Raw genomic sequence first — 17580 nt, forward strand, 5'->3', positions numbered from 1 at the left:
AAATCCCTCCAAGCATGAAGGGATCTTATCACAAGAAATTCTCTTTGAAATATTAAATCTTAGTCAAGATAACCACCAGCAGGGATGACACAGCGAAAACCAACATCGGCAAAGCGCCCAGTGGTATCAGCATCATCTTCACATGGTTTTAAAGAAAAGTGATATGTTCCAGCACCATTTCCATCGAGATAACTACCACCACTAGCAAGACCTCCACAACGAGAACTATTTGTTGTAGCGCTTATTTCATTCATATTCACATTGATACTGTCTTCATGTAATTGAGAAAGCGTGATCCCAGAAGATGTTCCAATTTGAACGAAAGAGCTAAGGGCCTCAGATGTTGCGAACGTTGTTGGAATTGAACCATCAATTGGAAGTCCCATCGCAACAGAAAAGCGAGACGCATTGAAATTTAGACCTCTAAAGAGCCAGTTTTCAAGGTTAGCTCCACAGCCAGAACCATTGTCATCACAAGGTCCTACATCGCCATCGAAATTATAATTCACAACACTATCGCTTCCATCAGCATAAGTTAAATCGTTTGTCGTTGAATTAAGTTCGTAAACCGAGTTAGCAGAGTCGAGAATTGGTGTACAAGTATAAGCTCCATTTGCACAGATAAAGCGCTCGGCCGTCCACTCTGATACGTTACCAATCGTATCTTGAAGACCAAATTTAGAAACACATGTATTTGTATAATCACTCCCTGTCATAATAGAGCGTACAGAAGAGCTCTTTGTCGCCGTAATTGTAAAGAGAGCATTACTATTTGGAGAATCTGAATCAGTAAAAAAGTCACCAAGTCCATCAGCACTTGAAGTGTTACACTTGGCCTGAACATCAAGCCCTAATCCTGACTCATAGCTCGTTGCCGTCGAGTCGAGAAGATCATTAGTTCCAGATTCAGTAGAACTTGAAGTCAAATACCATTCAGAATAAGAAATTTGCTCTTTTCTTGAAGGAAGTTTCGCTCTACTTGAACCGGCCATGTTCGAGTTTAAACTTACCCATGTCGATCCGTCGGCCGTACCATAACAAGTTTTGGCAGATTCATCGTAATAGAAGTCCCCAGCGTTTGCCGTGTAGAGACCATTTGGATTTGCTTGTCCGATACAGTTTTCTCTTGTGTTTGGATTCGCTGCTGCAATACAAGACTTAATAGAGAAACTACAATTCCCAACAATATTAGAAACGCTTTGAGTTCTACAAAACATATCGGCCTGTCTCTGAGCAGTATGTACAAGCGGAGGTAATTCCATTCTGTTATAATCAGCAAGGTTTTGTGTTCCATCAAATTCGTTCCATGCACCAGCATTTCTAATTAAACACTTCCCCGATTCTCTAGCATAAAAGATTGTTCCATCGACAGCACTATCAGATGCACTTGGAACATTAATTCCAAGACAAGTTCCATCAGGAGAAAATGTACAAGCAGGAGATTTTGAAAAAGGACATCCCGCTTCAAAACGATCGACAATCAGATCACTTCCAAGATCATAGTAATTGGAACCAGGTACATTATGAGTACCACCAAACCCCTCGTATGCACAACGATAGTGATTTGAACTATCAGGGCTTAAGAGCATTTTTTCACATTGAGTTTTATTGGCCATCCATCTATGAACCAAAGACTTATTATCTCCTGGAACGAGAACTCTTAAGTTTTGAAAGATCTCTGTAGTAGGAGCAACAAATTGATTTGAAGTACCATTTTCAAGCACTATTGGCTTAACTTGATATTGATAAACAGTATTAGGAGTAGGCGCAATATGTGAATTTGATTCATTGTCATAGTAATAAGTCTGTATTGCACTAATTGTACTTTTATTTATTGGCGTTTCAAAATCATACTCTTCAAAAGGAGCTTTTCTATAAACATTGTAACCAACAATAGATCCACCATTTACACTGAAAGCACTCCAATCTAAGAAAACATTTCCAGTGGCCGTGTAGCTTTTCCAGTCATTATTCGTTGTACCTGTGGCCTGGTAGCAAATATTATTTGTACGATCCCAATACTGAGTATCGACCATCTGTGGAGTAATTGATCCAATCGGAGATCCATTTCCAATACATGATTCTCCGGTACACCCCGAAGCATAAACAGAAGCGGATGCCTGACAATAAGTTTCTACTTTCGTCCAATCACCTGTCGTTTGACTATTACTAACGTAACACTCATTAGTATCACTCTTATAATAAATAGCATTTTGTCCATCGGCTGCAATAGCATTGGAAACGACACTTGGATCAAGAGTTCCCTGACACTCGCCTCCACCGTTACATGAATTTTTACTGTAAGAACATGAATAGTTTTGATTACTAACAATTCCTACGCGGTTTACAAGCGGGCCATGGGCCTTTACATTTTCCCAGTTCCCGTGAGTTGCAGAGACATCGTTAACGACAACCTTAAAGCTAAGATCAACTGTATTTGTTCCATCACTTAATGTGAGAACGAGATCACTTTCACCAACAAGAGAAGAGACAGGTGTGATAACAATTTTTATATCTTCACTATCACTACTATTAGTTGTCACTGCTTCTATATTATTATTCGAATAAGCTCCCGAAGAGAGAACTTCATTAGTTCCATGATAAATTCTAACATTGAAAGCATCTGCAGGAATAAGGTTTGTATCCGAACTCGTTAGAGAAACGATTTGTAAAGATTCAGAATCTTCATCGATTCCACCGAGAGTTCCTCCCCCTTCATCGATGCGAATTCTCTTTATTGTCGCAACTTCACGCTGAGTTAATGTGATTGTTTCAATCCCATCATCAGTAGCAACTTGCCAGTCATTATTAGAACTTGTTCCTGTTGAAACATAGCAAGTGGCCGTTTGTTGCTCGTAATAGCGAATCCCTACGGTCTTTGGAGTTATTGAACCGACAGGAGATCCTGTACCGATACAACCGTTGAGGTTGTTACACTCTGGCGCTTCATTAAAACTAGAATACTGACAAAGAACAGGGGCATCGTTAACAGCACTTATATCAAGCATAACCGTTGCAGAGTGAGAACTAAGAGAGCCATCAGAGATAGAATACGTGAATGAATCAACACCATTAACTGGTATCACTTGAACATTGGCCGTCATCGCTTCACTAGAACCCATAGCTGAGACGAGAGTTGAGGGACTTGGTGATGTTACAGAAATGATTCCAGCGGCCCTTGGGTTAGCATTGATTGCATCTGCAATTTGCTGACAATTTGTATTTCCAGAGTCGATATAAAGTTGAATATCGTAGCCATCAACAGTAGCAAAAATCTCACTGGAACTCATATCAACTTGATCAATTGTTTGAATCGTAATGGCATTAGACCAAGTTCCGCCAACAAGTGCCGTTACTTCTAAACAGCTCGCCCCCGTTCCAAGATTAAATCTTGAAACTCCGGCAGTTGATGTTCCGAAGATATTTCCATTAGATGGAATATAAGTACAATTTAGAGATCTTGTGGCACCTGAACTTTGAAGAGAACATCCTGAAAGAGTTCCCCAAGTTGGAGCGCTATCAATTGTATAAGTATATACAGGATCAACATCACTATCGATAAATGCTCCCGTACTAACGCTAATGTAATCAGAAGTTGTCACAAGTGCTGTTGAACTCTCAGTTCCACTTGCAGTGTGATTAACAGGGTATGGAGCAAGAGTTGGAGCACTTGCGACATTGATGGTAATAGATTCTGAATCAGTTAAAGCAGGATTTGAATTTTGAGCAATTCCCAGTGTTAAACTTAAATTTCCAGACAACGAATACTTCGGTTTAAGATCAATACTACAAAGATTTGTTACATTAGAACAAGTACAGGCTGACTCCTCATGAAAACTCGTATTACTAGAAATGCTACACGTTGTATTAAGTGCATCACCTTCTTCATCAGTAAAAGGAACATTGAGAGTAAAGCTTGTAAAATGACTTGGAGTCGATGAGAAAGTAACGCCACTTGTATTTAAAACAGGAGCATCATCGTTAGCAACGATATTGATATTTGCAACTGCGTATTCTGAAAAACTTCCATCATTATCAAGAACTCTGTAACGAAAGCTTGTATATGCATCAACTGAAGAGTTTAAGACTACAGATTGATTAGGCACTTGAATAACTGACCCCTGAGAGGCCAGAGGAGCTGCTTGAACAAGCTTTCCAGCATAAAAGTCGGCATTAATCGCATCACTAATTTCTGTCGCAGTTTTAGCATTAGGCCAAAATTTAACATTGATCGTCTGTGCACTTACACTAATTTCAATTTCTTCTTTGAAATCAATATTTGTTTTTTCAAGAAAATTAATCTGAATTGAATCACCACTTGAACCATAAGCGATGGCCTCAAAACGAATATTTCCTAAGTTATTCGAGGCCACACCGCCCGAAACACCATTAGATATTCCATCAACAGATCTGTATGTACAAGAGAGATCTGTTCCAAAAATAACCTGGCAACCAGAAACACTTCCAAGTGCAGGTTGTTCAATATCAATGGAAACGATACTTCCATCAATATCATCGAGAGCATTTGAAAAATAGAGAGAATAATCTCTAGCAAGGGATGTTGTATGCTCCGTAAATGAAGCAACATTAACATTTGTTGCAACAGGGATATCATTTTTTCTTTGAACATTAATTGATATTTGCGATGAAGTTGACTCTCCATCGATTGGATCTACGATGACATAAGTAATTCCAAATTCTCCAAAAGCATTCTTGACTGGCTTAACGGCAATCTGGCAGACTCCCCCAACACATTGACATCTATTTTCGATATCACGTGAAACACTGGCAAAGTCATTCACTAAACTCTCAAGAGAATCCCCATAAGAACTTGTGACAGTGTATTGTTTGGCAACATTAGCAATCTGAGTCGCACGATTTAAAATCGTTTTAAGATGAGAGTCAATCTCACTGTTGAGAGTGGAAACTTTTAGATCTTCAAAGGCCGTTTCAACTTGCGCAATAAGAACATCAACAGAACCAGTTGAAGGAGCAATAAGAGCTTCTACTTTATCTTGAACAACATCCGCATAATTATAAAGCGTCTTTGCCTGAGAGTAGAGATCATCAAAGACAACAGGGGCCACGACTTCAATTTGAGCACTAGACTCTTCGACTCGACAGTACTCTGCCTTATCACCATTTGGATCATTGTATTGAAGCGTGTGAATAACTGGAGCTGAATCTTCTTCTAAAGTGATATTATCAATTGTCGTGGCAGGAGCAGATCGCGTACTAACACATTTTTGAGAAACCTTATCAAAGGCCTCACCAAAGTCACAACTGACTTTTGTTTTTCCCTTCTCTGGAGTACAAGAACTGAAAAGAGCTAAAGAAATAATGAATAAAATCCCAATTTTCATAAACCCAACCGATAATTTTCCACTAAACTTATCGAATATTTTTTCCATGGCCTTAGAAACAATTCCCTTTTATTTCAAAGAGTTTCACTCAACTACCCCTTTCATTGTGCCATCATTAGAGCGTCTCTATTAAAAGTCTTAACAAAATCAATATTATCGGCAACTTAACCCATATGCCCTCGTTCTATTAACAATTTTTCAATCCTCGCCTTGCCTAGAAAACTTTGCGACTGGACACATATGCCACCTTGGGAGAGGCGGCCCTTTTAGTTAAAATGAGTATATGACTAAATTATTTGCTCTTATAATTATCCTATTTTTATCAAGTTTCACCTTCGGCCAAGACCTTCTTGATAAGGATTACGATCCAAATGATAATCTCATTATCATCAAAACGATTAGTGAATCTAAAAAGTCATTTGTCATTCAACTTGGAAAATCTGATGGAATTTTACCTGGACAAGTTTCACTCTTTTCAACAAAGAACGTCACGATTCTCGCTAGAGCAATTACAGTTAACCGCGATTACTCACAGTGGACTATCACTGAAGAAGATGCCCTGATCCCTTTTAAGAGAAATCAATTTGTGACTTTATCAAAATCAGTCGAACGTATTTGGACAGAAATCCCTATTGTTCAAATGATAGAGAAGAGAAACAAGATCAAGTCATCTCTGCTAAGACAAAGTGGCCTAACTTTTGTGACACTTAAATCGAACTTCATCCAAGGTTTAAAAGAATCAACAAGTGAAGTTGAAGACGAACAGGCCACTCGCTCAGGAGTACAGATTGAGGGAATTTATTCTAAATCATTTTGGCCACAAATAGAGCTAGGCCTTGGTCTTCGCTATGACAGTGAGACACTGAAAAAAGAAACTGCAGATCTCGCCATCTCTACAGTTCGAACATTTGTCCTCTTCGATGTTCTCTACCACTTTAGTCACAGAAATGATGCGACCACATCATATTACGCAGGACTGAGTTTAGGTTTTGGACAAAGTAGTACGGCCGTCAATGAACAAACAAAAACCGGACTCGCCTACATTTTACCAAGTGTTCGCTTAGGCGCTGAAATTGACTTTATTAAAGAGACGGATCTTCTTTTTGAGGCGAGCTTAGAGTCTCTCTCTGCTAAAGAAGAGTTTTCGGATGGAGAAGCTCAGCAAACAAATATCTTGGCCGCCAAGCTCTCCGTTGGACTCAAATTCTAAGGTCTCTTACTTGTAGAGACCGATTTCTTTTAGCCTTTGGATCAGGAAGTCACCAGCTGTAATATCTGGATACTTCGCTCCTTCTCCTATGCATGAAGCAATACAGCTAAGAAGAGCATTTGAGTGAGGGTGCACAAAATAAGGCATTGAATAACGCTCACTATTGTCATCCTTAGGGTTTACTACCCTATGTGTTGTCGCAGGAAGAACATCATTAGTGATACGAGACATCATATCTCCCGTATCAACAACGATTTGGCCAGGAGCTGATTGAACAGGAAGCCATGTTCCATCTCTATCAAGTAACTCAAGACCACTGTCCGTTGCACCAACTAACATTGTAATCAAATTTATATCTTCGTGAGCTGCTGCTCTAATAGAACTTTTTGTATCTTCACCAACAGTAGGCGGATAATGGATTGCTCTTAGGATGGAGTTCCCATCAGAAACCATCTCAGCAAAAAAATCTTTTGGTAAATCAAGTGCCATGCCAATGGCCTCTAGAAGATGATTGGCCGTTTCATCCATGGCCGAATACAAAGACATGAAAGCATCTTTGAAACCTGGAACTTCACTATCTGGCCAAACGTTTTCAGGATAAACACCCTTATACTGGCTTGTCGCACTTAGTTCGCGACCAACGTGCCAAAATTCTTTGAGATCAGGATTCTCATTATCTTTTGCGTGCTCAGTTTTAAAAGGAGTATAACCTCTTTGCCCACCATTATCTCCACAGTAATTCATTTTAACTTCTACAGGTTGAGCATAGAACTTCTTTAAGAGTTCATAAGCATGATCAACTTTTTTTTGGTCAACAGTGTGATCAGTTAAAACGATGAAACCGTAATCCTTAAGTCCAATAAAAAGCTTGTCGACAAATTCTTTTCTGTCGCTTTCAGATCCATTTACATAACTTAAAAGGCTTAACTCTGGTACCTTTCTTACTGTTTCACTCATTTTATGATTCCCCTTCAAGAATTTATTTCTGATGGTTTTATAGGACGACTCAAAATTGAAGTCAAACGTTTCCAAACGTATTAACAGAACTTTAACATAGCGCTATATTAGTATAATCAATACATTACGAGTCAACTATCGATTTTTTTGCTATAAATTATCTAAAGAGAGGAAAAGTTAGATATTAATAACTAAGAATTATTGTTGGACTTAAAGATTTTAGAGCCAACGCGAATAAAATCGGCCCCTTCTTTTAGGGCAAGATCAAAGTCATTGCTCATTCCCATTGAAAGCTTGAGCTTGATAGGAAAGTCTCTTTCAAGAAGCTTTTTATAATAGACTAACTTTTTAAAACACTTGCTAGCATCATCTCGAAAATCATCTGTTCGAATCTTTCCCATAGTCATGAGCCCAGCGAGTTTAAGAGGCGTCCCACCATCAAACTTAAGAGCGTAATTAACGGCATCAGCAAGTTCATCGTAGGTTTGAAGGCCGCTTTTCTCTTCTTCTGCAGATGTATTTACTTGAAGAAAATAAGAGACATTCGAAGAGACGATATCATCTTTTCTTTGATGTAGTGTCTCGAGAAGTTTTTTTGAGTCCACACTATGAATGTAGCGCAAAGATAAGAGACCAAATAATTTTTTTACTTTATTGCTTTGAAGGTTACCAATGAAGTGCCAATTGATATCGTGCAGTCCTTCTTTTTCGGCCATCTCCGCCTTTTCAAGAAGATCGCTGACTCGATTTTCACCAAAGTCTCTATGACCGGCATCATAGGCCAGCTGGATATCATGAAACTTAGAATACTTTGTGACAGCAACAAGACAAACGTCTTTTCCCATGGACTTAGTATTTTCAATACGGCGATTGACGATCTCAAGATTAGATCCGATTTCAACTCTTCTGCTCATGATAACTACTCTTGATCTTCCTTTTTCTTGAAGCGAAACTTTGCTTCAACTTCAACATCATAGTTTTCAAGAACTTCTTCAATGAGCTTTTTAGGATCCACTTTTGCTAAATGTTTTGAAACTTCATCTCTCATAGAGACAATGAATTCTTCTTTGGCCTGTTTAGCATTGGCAGAAAGGCCTGTGACAATGTCCTTTGGAAGTGGGAGATCGTGAAGGATATTCTTAACCGATTCCTCTGTCATAAAAGCTGCCCCCACACCTATGGAGACAACTTTTTTTATAACATCGGAAAGTCCGCTTTCTTTTTTATCTTGCTCAGAACTCATAAGGTACTCCCTATTGTCCCTTAGCTCTTTGACAGTATGATTTCATCATGGCCGGAAGTGAGCTTTCAGTCAGCTTATTGATAATTGCTTTTGGAACAAATCCTTTTACATCAACTTCTAGAGAATAAGTTACATCTGTTGTTGAGTTGCCATTATCTTTAAGTTCCCACGAACCTGAGTTCACTTTAAAAAGATCACCTGATTCAAAGTCCCAGCTAACACGGTTTGGTTTATCGTGCTTAAGAGTAAGAATATAGCTAAACTTCTTAATGAGGTTTAAAGAGTACTTCACTCTTGCCCCTTGATCATTTTGCTCTAAAACTTCAACCGAACTCACCCCTTCAACAAACTCAGGATAAGAGGCGTAATCAACGATGACATTGTAAATTTTGTCGATTGCGACATCAAATGTTTCACTTCTTTGTGCTTTTGCCATTATGTCTTCCTTAATTAATAACGTGGCTTTGTATCAAAGTGGTGCTCAGCTGAAATGTGACGAATTGTTCCAGACTGTGATCTCATAACCATTGAGTGAGTAATGGCACCCCATGGCTTAAATTGTACACCCTTTAAAAAGTTTCCTTCTGTTACACCTGTCGCACAGAACATAACTGGTCCACTTGCAAGTTCTTCAATTGAAAAAATCTTATTAATATCTTCAACACCCATGGCCTTCGCGCGTACGATTTCTTCATCATTTCTTGGACGAAGAATCCCTTGAAAATCACCACCGGTACAACGAAGAGCTGCTGCTGCGATAACACCCTCTGGAGCACCACCTGTTCCAAAAAGGATATCGACACCTGAGTTAGGATTACAAGTTGCAATCGCTGCAGAAACATCACCATCACCAATGAGTTGAATACGAGCACCGGCCTCACGAACTTCTTGGATAAGTTCAGCGTGACGAGGGCGATCAAGAATAACGGCCGTTAAATCTTGAACACGACATTTCTTAGCTTCAGCAAGACGCTTAAGGTTCTCAGCGGCAGAGTCGCGAATATCGATAACGCCTTTTCCCTCTGGACCACAAGCAATCTTTTGCATGTATGTATCTGGAGCGTTTAATAGACCACCCTTTTCAGCAATGGCCATAACAGAAATTGAATTGTAACCACCAGTTGCACAAACAGTTGTTCCCTCGAGAGGATCAAGTGCGATTTCAAGCTCTGGCCCGTTTCCGGAACCAACTTTCTCACCAATGTAGAGCATTGGGGCTTCGTCTCTCTCACCTTCTCCAATAACGACAGTTGCGTTACACTCAACAGAATCGAGCATCGCTCTCATGGCATCAACGGCTGCTTGGTCTGCAGCTTTCTCATCCCCACGCCCCATAAGACGTGCTGATGCGATTGCGGCCATTTCTGTTACTCTTACAAATTCCAATGCTAAATTGCGGTTCATAAAACCTGCTCCTTAATATTTATTTCTTTTATTTGAAGTACTTAACAAAGTATAGAGATCGAACAGCAAAGTGGGAAGGGCCAAACAAAAAAAAGAGGCCTAATTGGCCCCTAATTTTAACAGTAAAAAGTCTTTAACTTCAGGCGTTAGATACTCGGTGGGAACACTTTCCACAATGCGCTTAGCGAAACTAAGTTTTTCCAGATCAAAACCCTGATCAATCGAGAAGACAAATTCATCCTCACTCATAAGAGGAGTGTCCAAATCTCTTTTTGAAAGCACTCTCCCTGACTTAAGTCCTTTGCCATCTTCCCATTCAATGAAGTGCTCCATAGTGATAATTTGAAACTTTGAAAGTTCATTATCACTATGTGACCAAACAAAAACTTCGAAAGGACCATCTGCTCTTAACCAAAACCTTAAATTACTTGGAAGGTCAACAACTGAGGCCTGAGCATGCAGAGGTCTCATGCAAGAAATAACATTATCGATTGAAAGAAAATTATGAATTTCTTTTTCAAAATCACTTTGCTCATCGAAATGTACACCTAAACGTGATTCACTTATCCACTTCACACTTCCTTTCATATTTAGAGAGGCACTCTTCCAGTGAATCACACCAGAGATCGTGTCATTTGTCTCATATTCATGAGTTCCAAACTTTAAGCGCAACTGCATACCCGTAAAAGAAATATCAACAACCTCAAAAACAAAATCCGACTGATCTGCTCGGTCGCTCTTAAATGTTAAAAAACTGAAGGGAAAGCGTGGGAACACCCTTTTTTCAGTCTCTTCAATTTCGTTTTTAATTAGGTTGAGATGTCTTTGCATATTTTTTCCTTTTAACATTGAACTCAATTTAGAATAAACCGATCACAGATCAATTATAAGTCGGAAAAAGGCACCACTGTGCGAGAATAACTCTTCACAAGAGGCAATCTTTTTTGCGAGAATATGGTACAATAGTTGAGTTTGAATAAAGGATTTTCATGACTGAAGCTCAAATCAATCAAGAACAAGAGTGGGAAATTGATAATCTCCCCAATCGATTAACAATATTTAGAATCTTACTCGTGCCCGTCGTTATTGGAGCATTATTTCTTTGCTCTCTCAAAGGCGAGTGGATTGAAAAATATCACAATCTCTTCGGTTACATTGCGGCCTGGACTTTTGTCGGTGCTTCAATTACTGATTTCTTTGACGGCTATATTGCAAGAAAAAGAGGAATTGTGACTGTCTTTGGTTCTTTTCTCGATCCCATTGCTGACAAATTTCTAGTGGTTTCAAGCTTAATTCTACTCGATGCCCTTGGAAGAGTACATCCCATCATTGTCGTCATATTAGTATTAAGAGAGATGTATATTACAAGTCTTAGGCTCCTTGCCAAAGAGCGTGGATTCAATGTTCCCGTTGGAAAATTTGGTAAGTGGAAAACGGCAACTCAAATGTTGGCCATTCCCTTTCTCATGGCCTATGACTATCCTTTTGGCATCCCTATGCCTCTTATTGGAACTACGCTTATCGTTCTCGCTTCAATATTTTCACTCTACTCAGCTCTTGAATATTCAACAGGCCTTCTAAAGAAGTTTAAGGCCCACAGAAAAGAGAAAAAAAGAATCAAAAATGAGGGACCATCTCTTAATGAAGATGACCTTCAAATAAAGGAATAAGACATGGCGATAAATTCAGGGAAGAATATCTTATTTACTGTTTCAGGTGCCGACCATCCTGGGATTACTAATAAATTAATGAGCATCGTCTCAAAGTCTGAAGTTCCCATTATCGATATGGGTCAATCAGTTACCTATGGGCTGCTCTCTTTAAGCTTTGTTTTAAACCTTCAAGACAACGATAAAGATGATCACGTCATTAAAGAACTTCTCTTTCTTTGCCATAAGCTCAATCTCAATCTCACCTATAAAATTCTTGAAGATAATCAAATCACATACCATGAGCACGGAGAGAAATTTATTCTTAACTGTGTTGCAAAAGATGTTATCACATCGGGCTTTATGAAAGATGTCTCTTTAATTTTAGCGAGCAACAACATTAACATTCATCGCATTGACCGAGTTTCACCCGATGATTTTTGCTCGGTTGAAATTTTGACGACTGTTCCAACAAATGTCGATATTAACAATGTGAAGGGGTCACTTATTGAGTGTTCCAATGATCATCGAGTTGATGTCGCCTTTTTAAAAGACAATATTTTTAGAAGAGCAAAACGACTGATCGTTTTTGATATGGATTCAACTCTCATCCAGGCTGAAGTCATTGATGAAATGGCTAAAGTCTACGGAGTAGGAGAAGAAGTTTCGCTCGTTACAGAAAAGGCCATGAACGGAGAGATCGATTTTAACGAGGCCCTAAGGGAGCGCGTCTCTAAACTTCAAGGACTAGAAGTGAAAAAAATGGAAGAAATCCTTCATGAACTCCCTCTAACTCCTGGAGTGGAAGATTTTATAAAAACGATCAAGTCACTTGGCTACAAAGTGGCCGTCATCTCTGGTGGGTTTAGCTATTTTGCTAACGCCTTAAAAGAAAAACTTGGACTCGACTACGCCTTTGCTAACGAATTAAAAATTGTTGATGGCAAATTAACAGGTGAAATCGAAGGAACAATTGTCAATGCCGAGCAAAAGGCCATGTTAACAAAATTAATTGCCCAACAAGAGGGCATCAATATGGAACAAGTCGTCGCAATTGGCGATGGGGCCAACGATCTTCCCATGTTAGCGGCCGCAGGCCTTGGAATTGCCTTTCACGCAAAAGAAGTCGTTAAGAAAAAGGCCTCTCAACACATGTCTCATGGGCCAATGACATCTATTCTCTACTTTCTTGGAATCCCTGGACCTGTAGAAGAAAGATAAGTGTTATTGCCAAGCCTCAAAAAAAGTGCATAATCGGCCTCATGAGAGAATTACTACAGTCTAAAATTCATAAGGCCACTGTCACGCAAGCTGACTTAAGCTACATTGGCAGCGTTACAATCGATCAAGACCTTCTAGATAAGTGTGATCTTTGGGCGGGACAAAAAGTTCTGATTGTCAGCAATACAAGTGGTGCTCGTCTTGAAACTTATGTCATCTCGGGAGAAAGAGGCACAGGAATGATCTGCATTAATGGTGCAGCTGCTCACCTGATAAAAAAGGGTGAAGAAGTAATCATTATTGGATTCCAATTTTCAAATGATCCCATCGAGCCCAAGTGTATTCTTGTAGATGAATCCAATAAATTTGTAAGCTATCTTTAAAGTTCTAGGTCGAGACTTTCCTGACATTTTCTTGGAAGTGTCGACTTCTTTTTAATAAGGCAAATTTTATAATCTCTTTCGGCCTTTTCTATAAAGGCCTCTAACTTTTTAGTGCTAATTGCTGAAAGCTGAGTGAGTTTATCTCTTTGAAGATGCTTATTACAGCCAACGGCTTCAATAATCTTTAAGCAATCTGCCACAGCACTTTTTCTAATAATTTCTTCTTGTTTAACCAACTCATTATAACAAGCGCGACTAATAACATTCTTACTGAGCAACTCTCTTTTAATAGTTGAAAAGTCGCAATCAGATTTTTTATTATCCACGCAATATTTTTGAATATCTTCCTGACAGCTCATAATATCCAAAACGGCAGCATGAGCAGAAACACTTATAAATAATGTTATAAAAATACCTATTATAAAAGATCTCATATTTGCTCCTAGAATCTAGCCTTAGGATAATCTCAATGCTCTAAAGAGCAAAAAAAATCCTTCAATCATTCCAATTTTCTCTCCTATCGGTTCTAAAATCCAAGACTTAGAGTTTTTTTATGTTTTTCAATCATCGCCAAAATATATTGCCGCTGAAACTTAATAAATTAGCAGTAAAAACCGACAAGTAAGTACAAGATATTACACAATTTTCAATATTCTTTATAAGAACACCTAGGCCCTAACTCTTCTTTAGTGAAAAATAGAGTTAAGAGATGTTGGATTATCGCTTGAGGCAATTTATGAAAACAAAAAAGATATGGACAAAACTAATTCTCACTCATGCATTACTTTGGTCATCACCAAATTTCATTTGGGCAATTGAACACAACGCCAAAAAAAATGCTGAGAGGATCGAAAGAGCAAAAGAAAATTTTGTTGAAAACGTTGAAAGAGAAAATGTTGGTCTCGACAAGTTGAGAGTCATTACAACCAATAATCCAAACATGACAGCTCTCGAACAGTTCAACGCCCTCAGTGAAGCAGAAAAAGAGGCCCTCGCCTCTGAAACAGAACAACTGGTAGCGACAAGTGGTTGTGAAGCAGTAAGCGTTCACAATGAAAAAATAAAGCAAGATGCTGAGGTCTTTGAAAAGCGTCTCACCAATCAAAGTTACTCCCGAGACTCAGGTCATTTTGAAACAATTGAATCACTTAGACAAAAACTCGATCAGCAAAGTGGAACAATGGGCGCTCTGACAGGTGGGATTGGTCCATTAGCAGGAAATCAAGAAACAATTCTTGCTAAGCGCGATGAGATGAGACGTGAAATGTACAAGCTTGAACAACTTATGCCAGCTAAGCACGCAAGGATTGATAAGGCCGAAAAGGCCCTTGAAAATTGCTATGACGACGATGGAAAAAGACAATCTTATAAATGTAACAATGAAGTCTATGCAAAAAGAAAGCAAGAAGTCACCGACTCCAAGCTAGACTTACAGCTGACCATCAACAGAATTAAATTTCTACAAAATGCAATTAGAAAAATTATTATGAATGATGGTAGAAGAATGACGGCCAATGCAGACCAAGCAGTATCTAAGGCCAATGCTCAAGGGAAAACCGCTGAACAGACCTATGAGTTATTGAATGATGAAATAGCAGCGAAAGAACAAGAAAATACAAAGGCATTAGAGGATGCCATGCAGAGACTAGAACTTGCTAAGAGAAAGTCACGTGAAAACTTACAAAACCTTCAAATGTCTAATAACGCCGACTTTAGAATTTGGGACTCACTAAAAACACAACTGGCCGAAACATCTGATCAAGACCCGGCCAATATCATGAGAATTGAAAATGATATTGATCTCTTAGCAACATCAAGCTCAGCAGTTAGCCAACTTCGTTGCCAAGATATCAGTGATGTCAAAGTAAAGTCATACCCACTCTTTAAAGCAGCATCTGCAAACTACATGGCAGCAATGATTAATGAGAGAACTGAGTTTACAAAAATGACAGCAGGCTGCTACCTCTCTTGTACAGGCATTGAGGACATTAAAGCTGATCAGGCCAATGGTGGCCAAAAGTATCCACAATTCATTGGTAAAGACCTCTCAACAATTAAACCAAATTGTCAGACATTTGCAGGTCGCGATGGAATGCTCATTAATGACCCGAATCCTGATGATGATAAAGATGAACAAATCAAGGCCATTGAAAGAGCGGCCAATTTACAAAATAATCTTGTAACAAATGCAAAACTTAAAAAAGTACACAGAGAAGAAGTAAAGACTATGTTTACTGATGCCTATAATGCGGCGATGATGGAGTATTCAACCAAGGTCTCTCGTGTCGCGGCCGCTACTGCTCAACTTGCAAGAGCAAAGGCCTGGCAAAATAAAGCTAAGAACTCAATTCTCATTTACATAGCCGTTGTTGCCATGCTTGCAACTTGTGCGAGTTGGAGTTGTCCAAGTGCTTACGCTGCAGCGGTAGCGATTCTTCTGTGGCATAGAAAGGATAAGAAAAAGGCAGATAAAGATGTTGCAAAGTGGGAAAAGAAGTTAAGAGAATCAAAAATGCACGGTCACCTTGCTTGTAACTACCCAGGAGAATCAACTGAGGCGATTACAGTCATAGACTTTGAAGGAAAAGGTAGAGATCCAATGGGACCAAGTGATGGATATTCTCTAATGGACATTACCGACGAGATCCCTTTTATTTACGATAAAAATACTGTTTGGGAATTGACAGATATGGCACCTCCTCTAAGTGGAAAAAAACAAATTATTGATAAGGCCACTTATGAAAAGAGATTAGATAAAGGGGCAACCAAAAGAAGATCTTATGGTGGTTCTTTCTATGATCGCTTAGATAATATGAAAAATGATGTTGGGCTCAACTCTCAGGCCAGATCATATGATGTCTACTTAACAAAAAAGCTTGGTGCTTGGAGACTACAAACATTCAATGCCTCTAAGATGATCGACTACAGACCGACAGTTCCAAAAAAGATGAATCTCATTCCAATGAAAAAAGAGAGTGAGACCACATACCAGTGGACATCATCGAGTTACAATGAAAGTAGTGGTAAAAAGATCGTCACAGACACTGGTTTTCCTGCTCCAGAAACGAGAATCGTCTACATGCAACAAATTATGAACCTTCTCAATACAAACCTTGATTATATGGATGATACGATTGCCATGTCGACAATCTATGCCAATCAGTACGCTCAACTTCTCGCTCGAACAAGAAGCCATTTGAAGCTTGGAGATCAAGGACTTGAAGAAGATACGAGCAAAGCTAAAACTGTTAAAACCATGGAATGTGCAAGTGGTGCTTGTCAAAAAGCAACGACGTTGAAAGGACTGAATTTTAAAGCTCCAACGATCGAACTTGATAACACGACGGCCAACAAGAACAAGGCACTCATTAAATCAAACTCTATGGGAGCGAATACAGCAGGCGCTGTTGATATACAACAGACAAAAAAGAGCGCCATAAGAAGTAGAAATACATCGAAAAAACTCAGTGATTCATCACAAGACAAAACAAGTGGCAGTTCATCTACTTCTAATTCTCAAGCAAATAAGAATCAGTTTGGCGATCTCAATCGTCGTAGAAATGCAAACGGAGATCTTTCTAAGTCGTTTGACTCTAATGGTTCAAATAGCGCTAGCAATGGAAATAGTTCTGGATCGAGTTCTCATGCATCATTAAATGGAACAGCTTCAGACTCAGGTTCATCAGCAAACTCGGCCTCATCATCGGCCAGCTCAAATATACCAAGTGCTATTTCTCTCTCTTCTTCACAAAAGAGCGCACTCAATAAAAAAGTAGATGAGCAATACCAGAATAGAAAAAAAGGAATTAATCTCGATTTTTCTAGTTATGATAAAACAGACTTTGACGACACAGGAAGTGAATTTAGCTTCTTTAAAAAGGACGGTGTCGATTATAAAGCTAAAACGAACGAGGATGGCTCAACGAGTATTTATGATATGCAAGGGAACTTAGTTGGAACAACTCAAGCAGGTTCAAATGGTTACGGTAGTTATGGTAGCTACGGAGCGAATGGAGCAGGAAGTTACGGATCAAATGGATATAATTATAAGAATGTTGCTCACCCAAAAGCGGGGCCTTCTCTTTTTAATATCGTATCGAAGAGATATCAAAAATCTGCTTACTCAGTTCTTCTACCTTAAATGAAGACT

The 17580-nt window shown here is 39.0% G+C and carries 13 protein-coding genes; 5 read left to right on the top strand and 8 right to left on the bottom strand.

Annotated elements, in window-relative coordinates; translation table 11 throughout:
• Positions 1–59: 59 nt before the first annotated feature.
• On the bottom strand, positions 60–5411 hold the full coding sequence (locus tag HBN50_RS08145; RefSeq protein WP_273869162.1) for a hypothetical protein: 5352 nt from the start codon (positions 5409–5411) through the stop codon (positions 60–62).
• A gap of 235 nt (positions 5412–5646) precedes the next feature.
• On the opposite strand from HBN50_RS08145, the gene HBN50_RS08150 reads away from it, so the two are divergent.
• A complete protein-coding gene (locus HBN50_RS08150) occupies positions 5647–6573 on the top strand; it encodes a hypothetical protein (protein WP_273869164.1) in 927 nt (308 codons plus the stop codon).
• Between the two features lie 6 nt (positions 6574–6579).
• Here HBN50_RS08150 and HBN50_RS08155 read toward each other — a convergent pair whose 3' ends face one another.
• From HBN50_RS08155 to HBN50_RS08180, 6 genes are all read right to left on the bottom strand, one after another.
• On the bottom strand, positions 6580–7530 hold the full coding sequence (locus HBN50_RS08155) for an isopenicillin N synthase family dioxygenase (protein ID WP_273869166.1): 951 nt from the start codon (positions 7528–7530) through the stop codon (positions 6580–6582).
• A 191-nt stretch (positions 7531–7721) separates the two neighbouring features.
• Complete coding sequence (locus HBN50_RS08160; RefSeq protein WP_273869167.1) at positions 7722–8444, bottom strand: YggS family pyridoxal phosphate-dependent enzyme; 723 nt, start codon at positions 8442–8444, stop codon at positions 7722–7724.
• Positions 8445–8449: 5 nt separating this feature from the next.
• Entirely contained in the window at positions 8450–8773 is a 324-nt protein-coding gene (locus HBN50_RS08165) for a hypothetical protein (protein ID WP_273869168.1), read from the bottom strand.
• Between the two features lie 10 nt (positions 8774–8783).
• On the bottom strand, positions 8784–9209 hold the full coding sequence (locus tag HBN50_RS08170) for a type II toxin-antitoxin system RatA family toxin (RefSeq protein WP_273869169.1): 426 nt from the start codon (positions 9207–9209) through the stop codon (positions 8784–8786).
• A gap of 14 nt (positions 9210–9223) precedes the next feature.
• Positions 9224–10177 (bottom strand): class II fructose-bisphosphatase, encoded by a 954-nt coding sequence (glpX, locus tag HBN50_RS08175; RefSeq protein ID WP_273869170.1) that lies wholly within the window; start codon positions 10175–10177, stop codon positions 9224–9226.
• 99 nt (positions 10178–10276) lie between these two features.
• A complete protein-coding gene (locus HBN50_RS08180) occupies positions 10277–11008 on the bottom strand; it encodes a PilZ domain-containing protein (protein WP_273869171.1) in 732 nt (243 codons plus the stop codon).
• 158 nt (positions 11009–11166) lie between these two features.
• Here HBN50_RS08180 and pgsA point away from each other — a divergent pair, with 158 nt between their 5' ends.
• Genes pgsA through panD form a run of 3 tightly spaced genes read left to right on the top strand, consistent with a single transcriptional unit; the run spans position 11167 to position 13430 of the window.
• Positions 11167–11847 (top strand): CDP-diacylglycerol--glycerol-3-phosphate 3-phosphatidyltransferase, encoded by a 681-nt coding sequence (gene pgsA, locus HBN50_RS08185; protein ID WP_273869172.1) that lies wholly within the window; start codon positions 11167–11169, stop codon positions 11845–11847.
• Between the two features lie 3 nt (positions 11848–11850).
• On the top strand, positions 11851–13047 hold the full coding sequence (gene serB, locus HBN50_RS08190) for a phosphoserine phosphatase SerB (protein ID WP_273869173.1): 1197 nt from the start codon (positions 11851–11853) through the stop codon (positions 13045–13047).
• Between the two features lie 41 nt (positions 13048–13088).
• On the top strand, positions 13089–13430 hold the full coding sequence (gene panD, locus HBN50_RS08195; protein WP_273869174.1) for an aspartate 1-decarboxylase: 342 nt from the start codon (positions 13089–13091) through the stop codon (positions 13428–13430).
• Here panD and HBN50_RS08200 read toward each other — a convergent pair.
• Positions 13427–13864, bottom strand: coding sequence for a hypothetical protein (locus HBN50_RS08200; protein WP_273869175.1), 438 nt, complete (start codon positions 13862–13864; stop codon positions 13427–13429). The genes panD and HBN50_RS08200 overlap by 4 nt on opposite strands.
• 302 nt (positions 13865–14166) lie before the next feature.
• On the opposite strand from HBN50_RS08200, the gene HBN50_RS08205 reads away from it, so the two are divergent.
• A complete protein-coding gene (locus HBN50_RS08205; protein WP_273869176.1) occupies positions 14167–17571 on the top strand; it encodes a hypothetical protein in 3405 nt (1134 codons plus the stop codon).
• The last annotated feature ends 9 nt before the right edge of the window (positions 17572–17580 follow it).

The organism is Halobacteriovorax sp. GB3 (assembly GCF_028649655.1).
Classification (GTDB): domain Bacteria; phylum Bdellovibrionota; class Bacteriovoracia; order Bacteriovoracales; family Bacteriovoracaceae; genus BSW11-IV.

Coding starts and splice junctions, on each gene's coding strand:
- HBN50_RS08145 (WP_273869162.1), bottom strand. CDS start 5,411: ATGGAAAAAATATTCGATAAGTTTAGTGGAAAATTATCGGTTGGGTTT.
- HBN50_RS08150 (WP_273869164.1), top strand. CDS start 5,647: ATGACTAAATTATTTGCTCTTATAATTATCCTATTTTTATCAAGTTTC.
- HBN50_RS08155 (WP_273869166.1), bottom strand. CDS start 7,530: ATGAGTGAAACAGTAAGAAAGGTACCAGAGTTAAGCCTTTTAAGTTAT.
- HBN50_RS08160 (WP_273869167.1), bottom strand. CDS start 8,444: ATGAGCAGAAGAGTTGAAATCGGATCTAATCTTGAGATCGTCAATCGC.
- HBN50_RS08165 (WP_273869168.1), bottom strand. CDS start 8,773: ATGAGTTCTGAGCAAGATAAAAAAGAAAGCGGACTTTCCGATGTTATA.
- HBN50_RS08170 (WP_273869169.1), bottom strand. CDS start 9,209: ATGGCAAAAGCACAAAGAAGTGAAACATTTGATGTCGCAATCGACAAA.
- glpX (WP_273869170.1), bottom strand. CDS start 10,177: ATGAACCGCAATTTAGCATTGGAATTTGTAAGAGTAACAGAAATGGCC.
- HBN50_RS08180 (WP_273869171.1), bottom strand. CDS start 11,008: ATGCAAAGACATCTCAACCTAATTAAAAACGAAATTGAAGAGACTGAA.
- pgsA (WP_273869172.1), top strand. CDS start 11,167: ATGACTGAAGCTCAAATCAATCAAGAACAAGAGTGGGAAATTGATAAT.
- serB (WP_273869173.1), top strand. CDS start 11,851: ATGGCGATAAATTCAGGGAAGAATATCTTATTTACTGTTTCAGGTGCC.
- panD (WP_273869174.1), top strand. CDS start 13,089: ATGAGAGAATTACTACAGTCTAAAATTCATAAGGCCACTGTCACGCAA.
- HBN50_RS08200 (WP_273869175.1), bottom strand. CDS start 13,864: ATGAGATCTTTTATAATAGGTATTTTTATAACATTATTTATAAGTGTT.
- HBN50_RS08205 (WP_273869176.1), top strand. CDS start 14,167: ATGAAAACAAAAAAGATATGGACAAAACTAATTCTCACTCATGCATTA.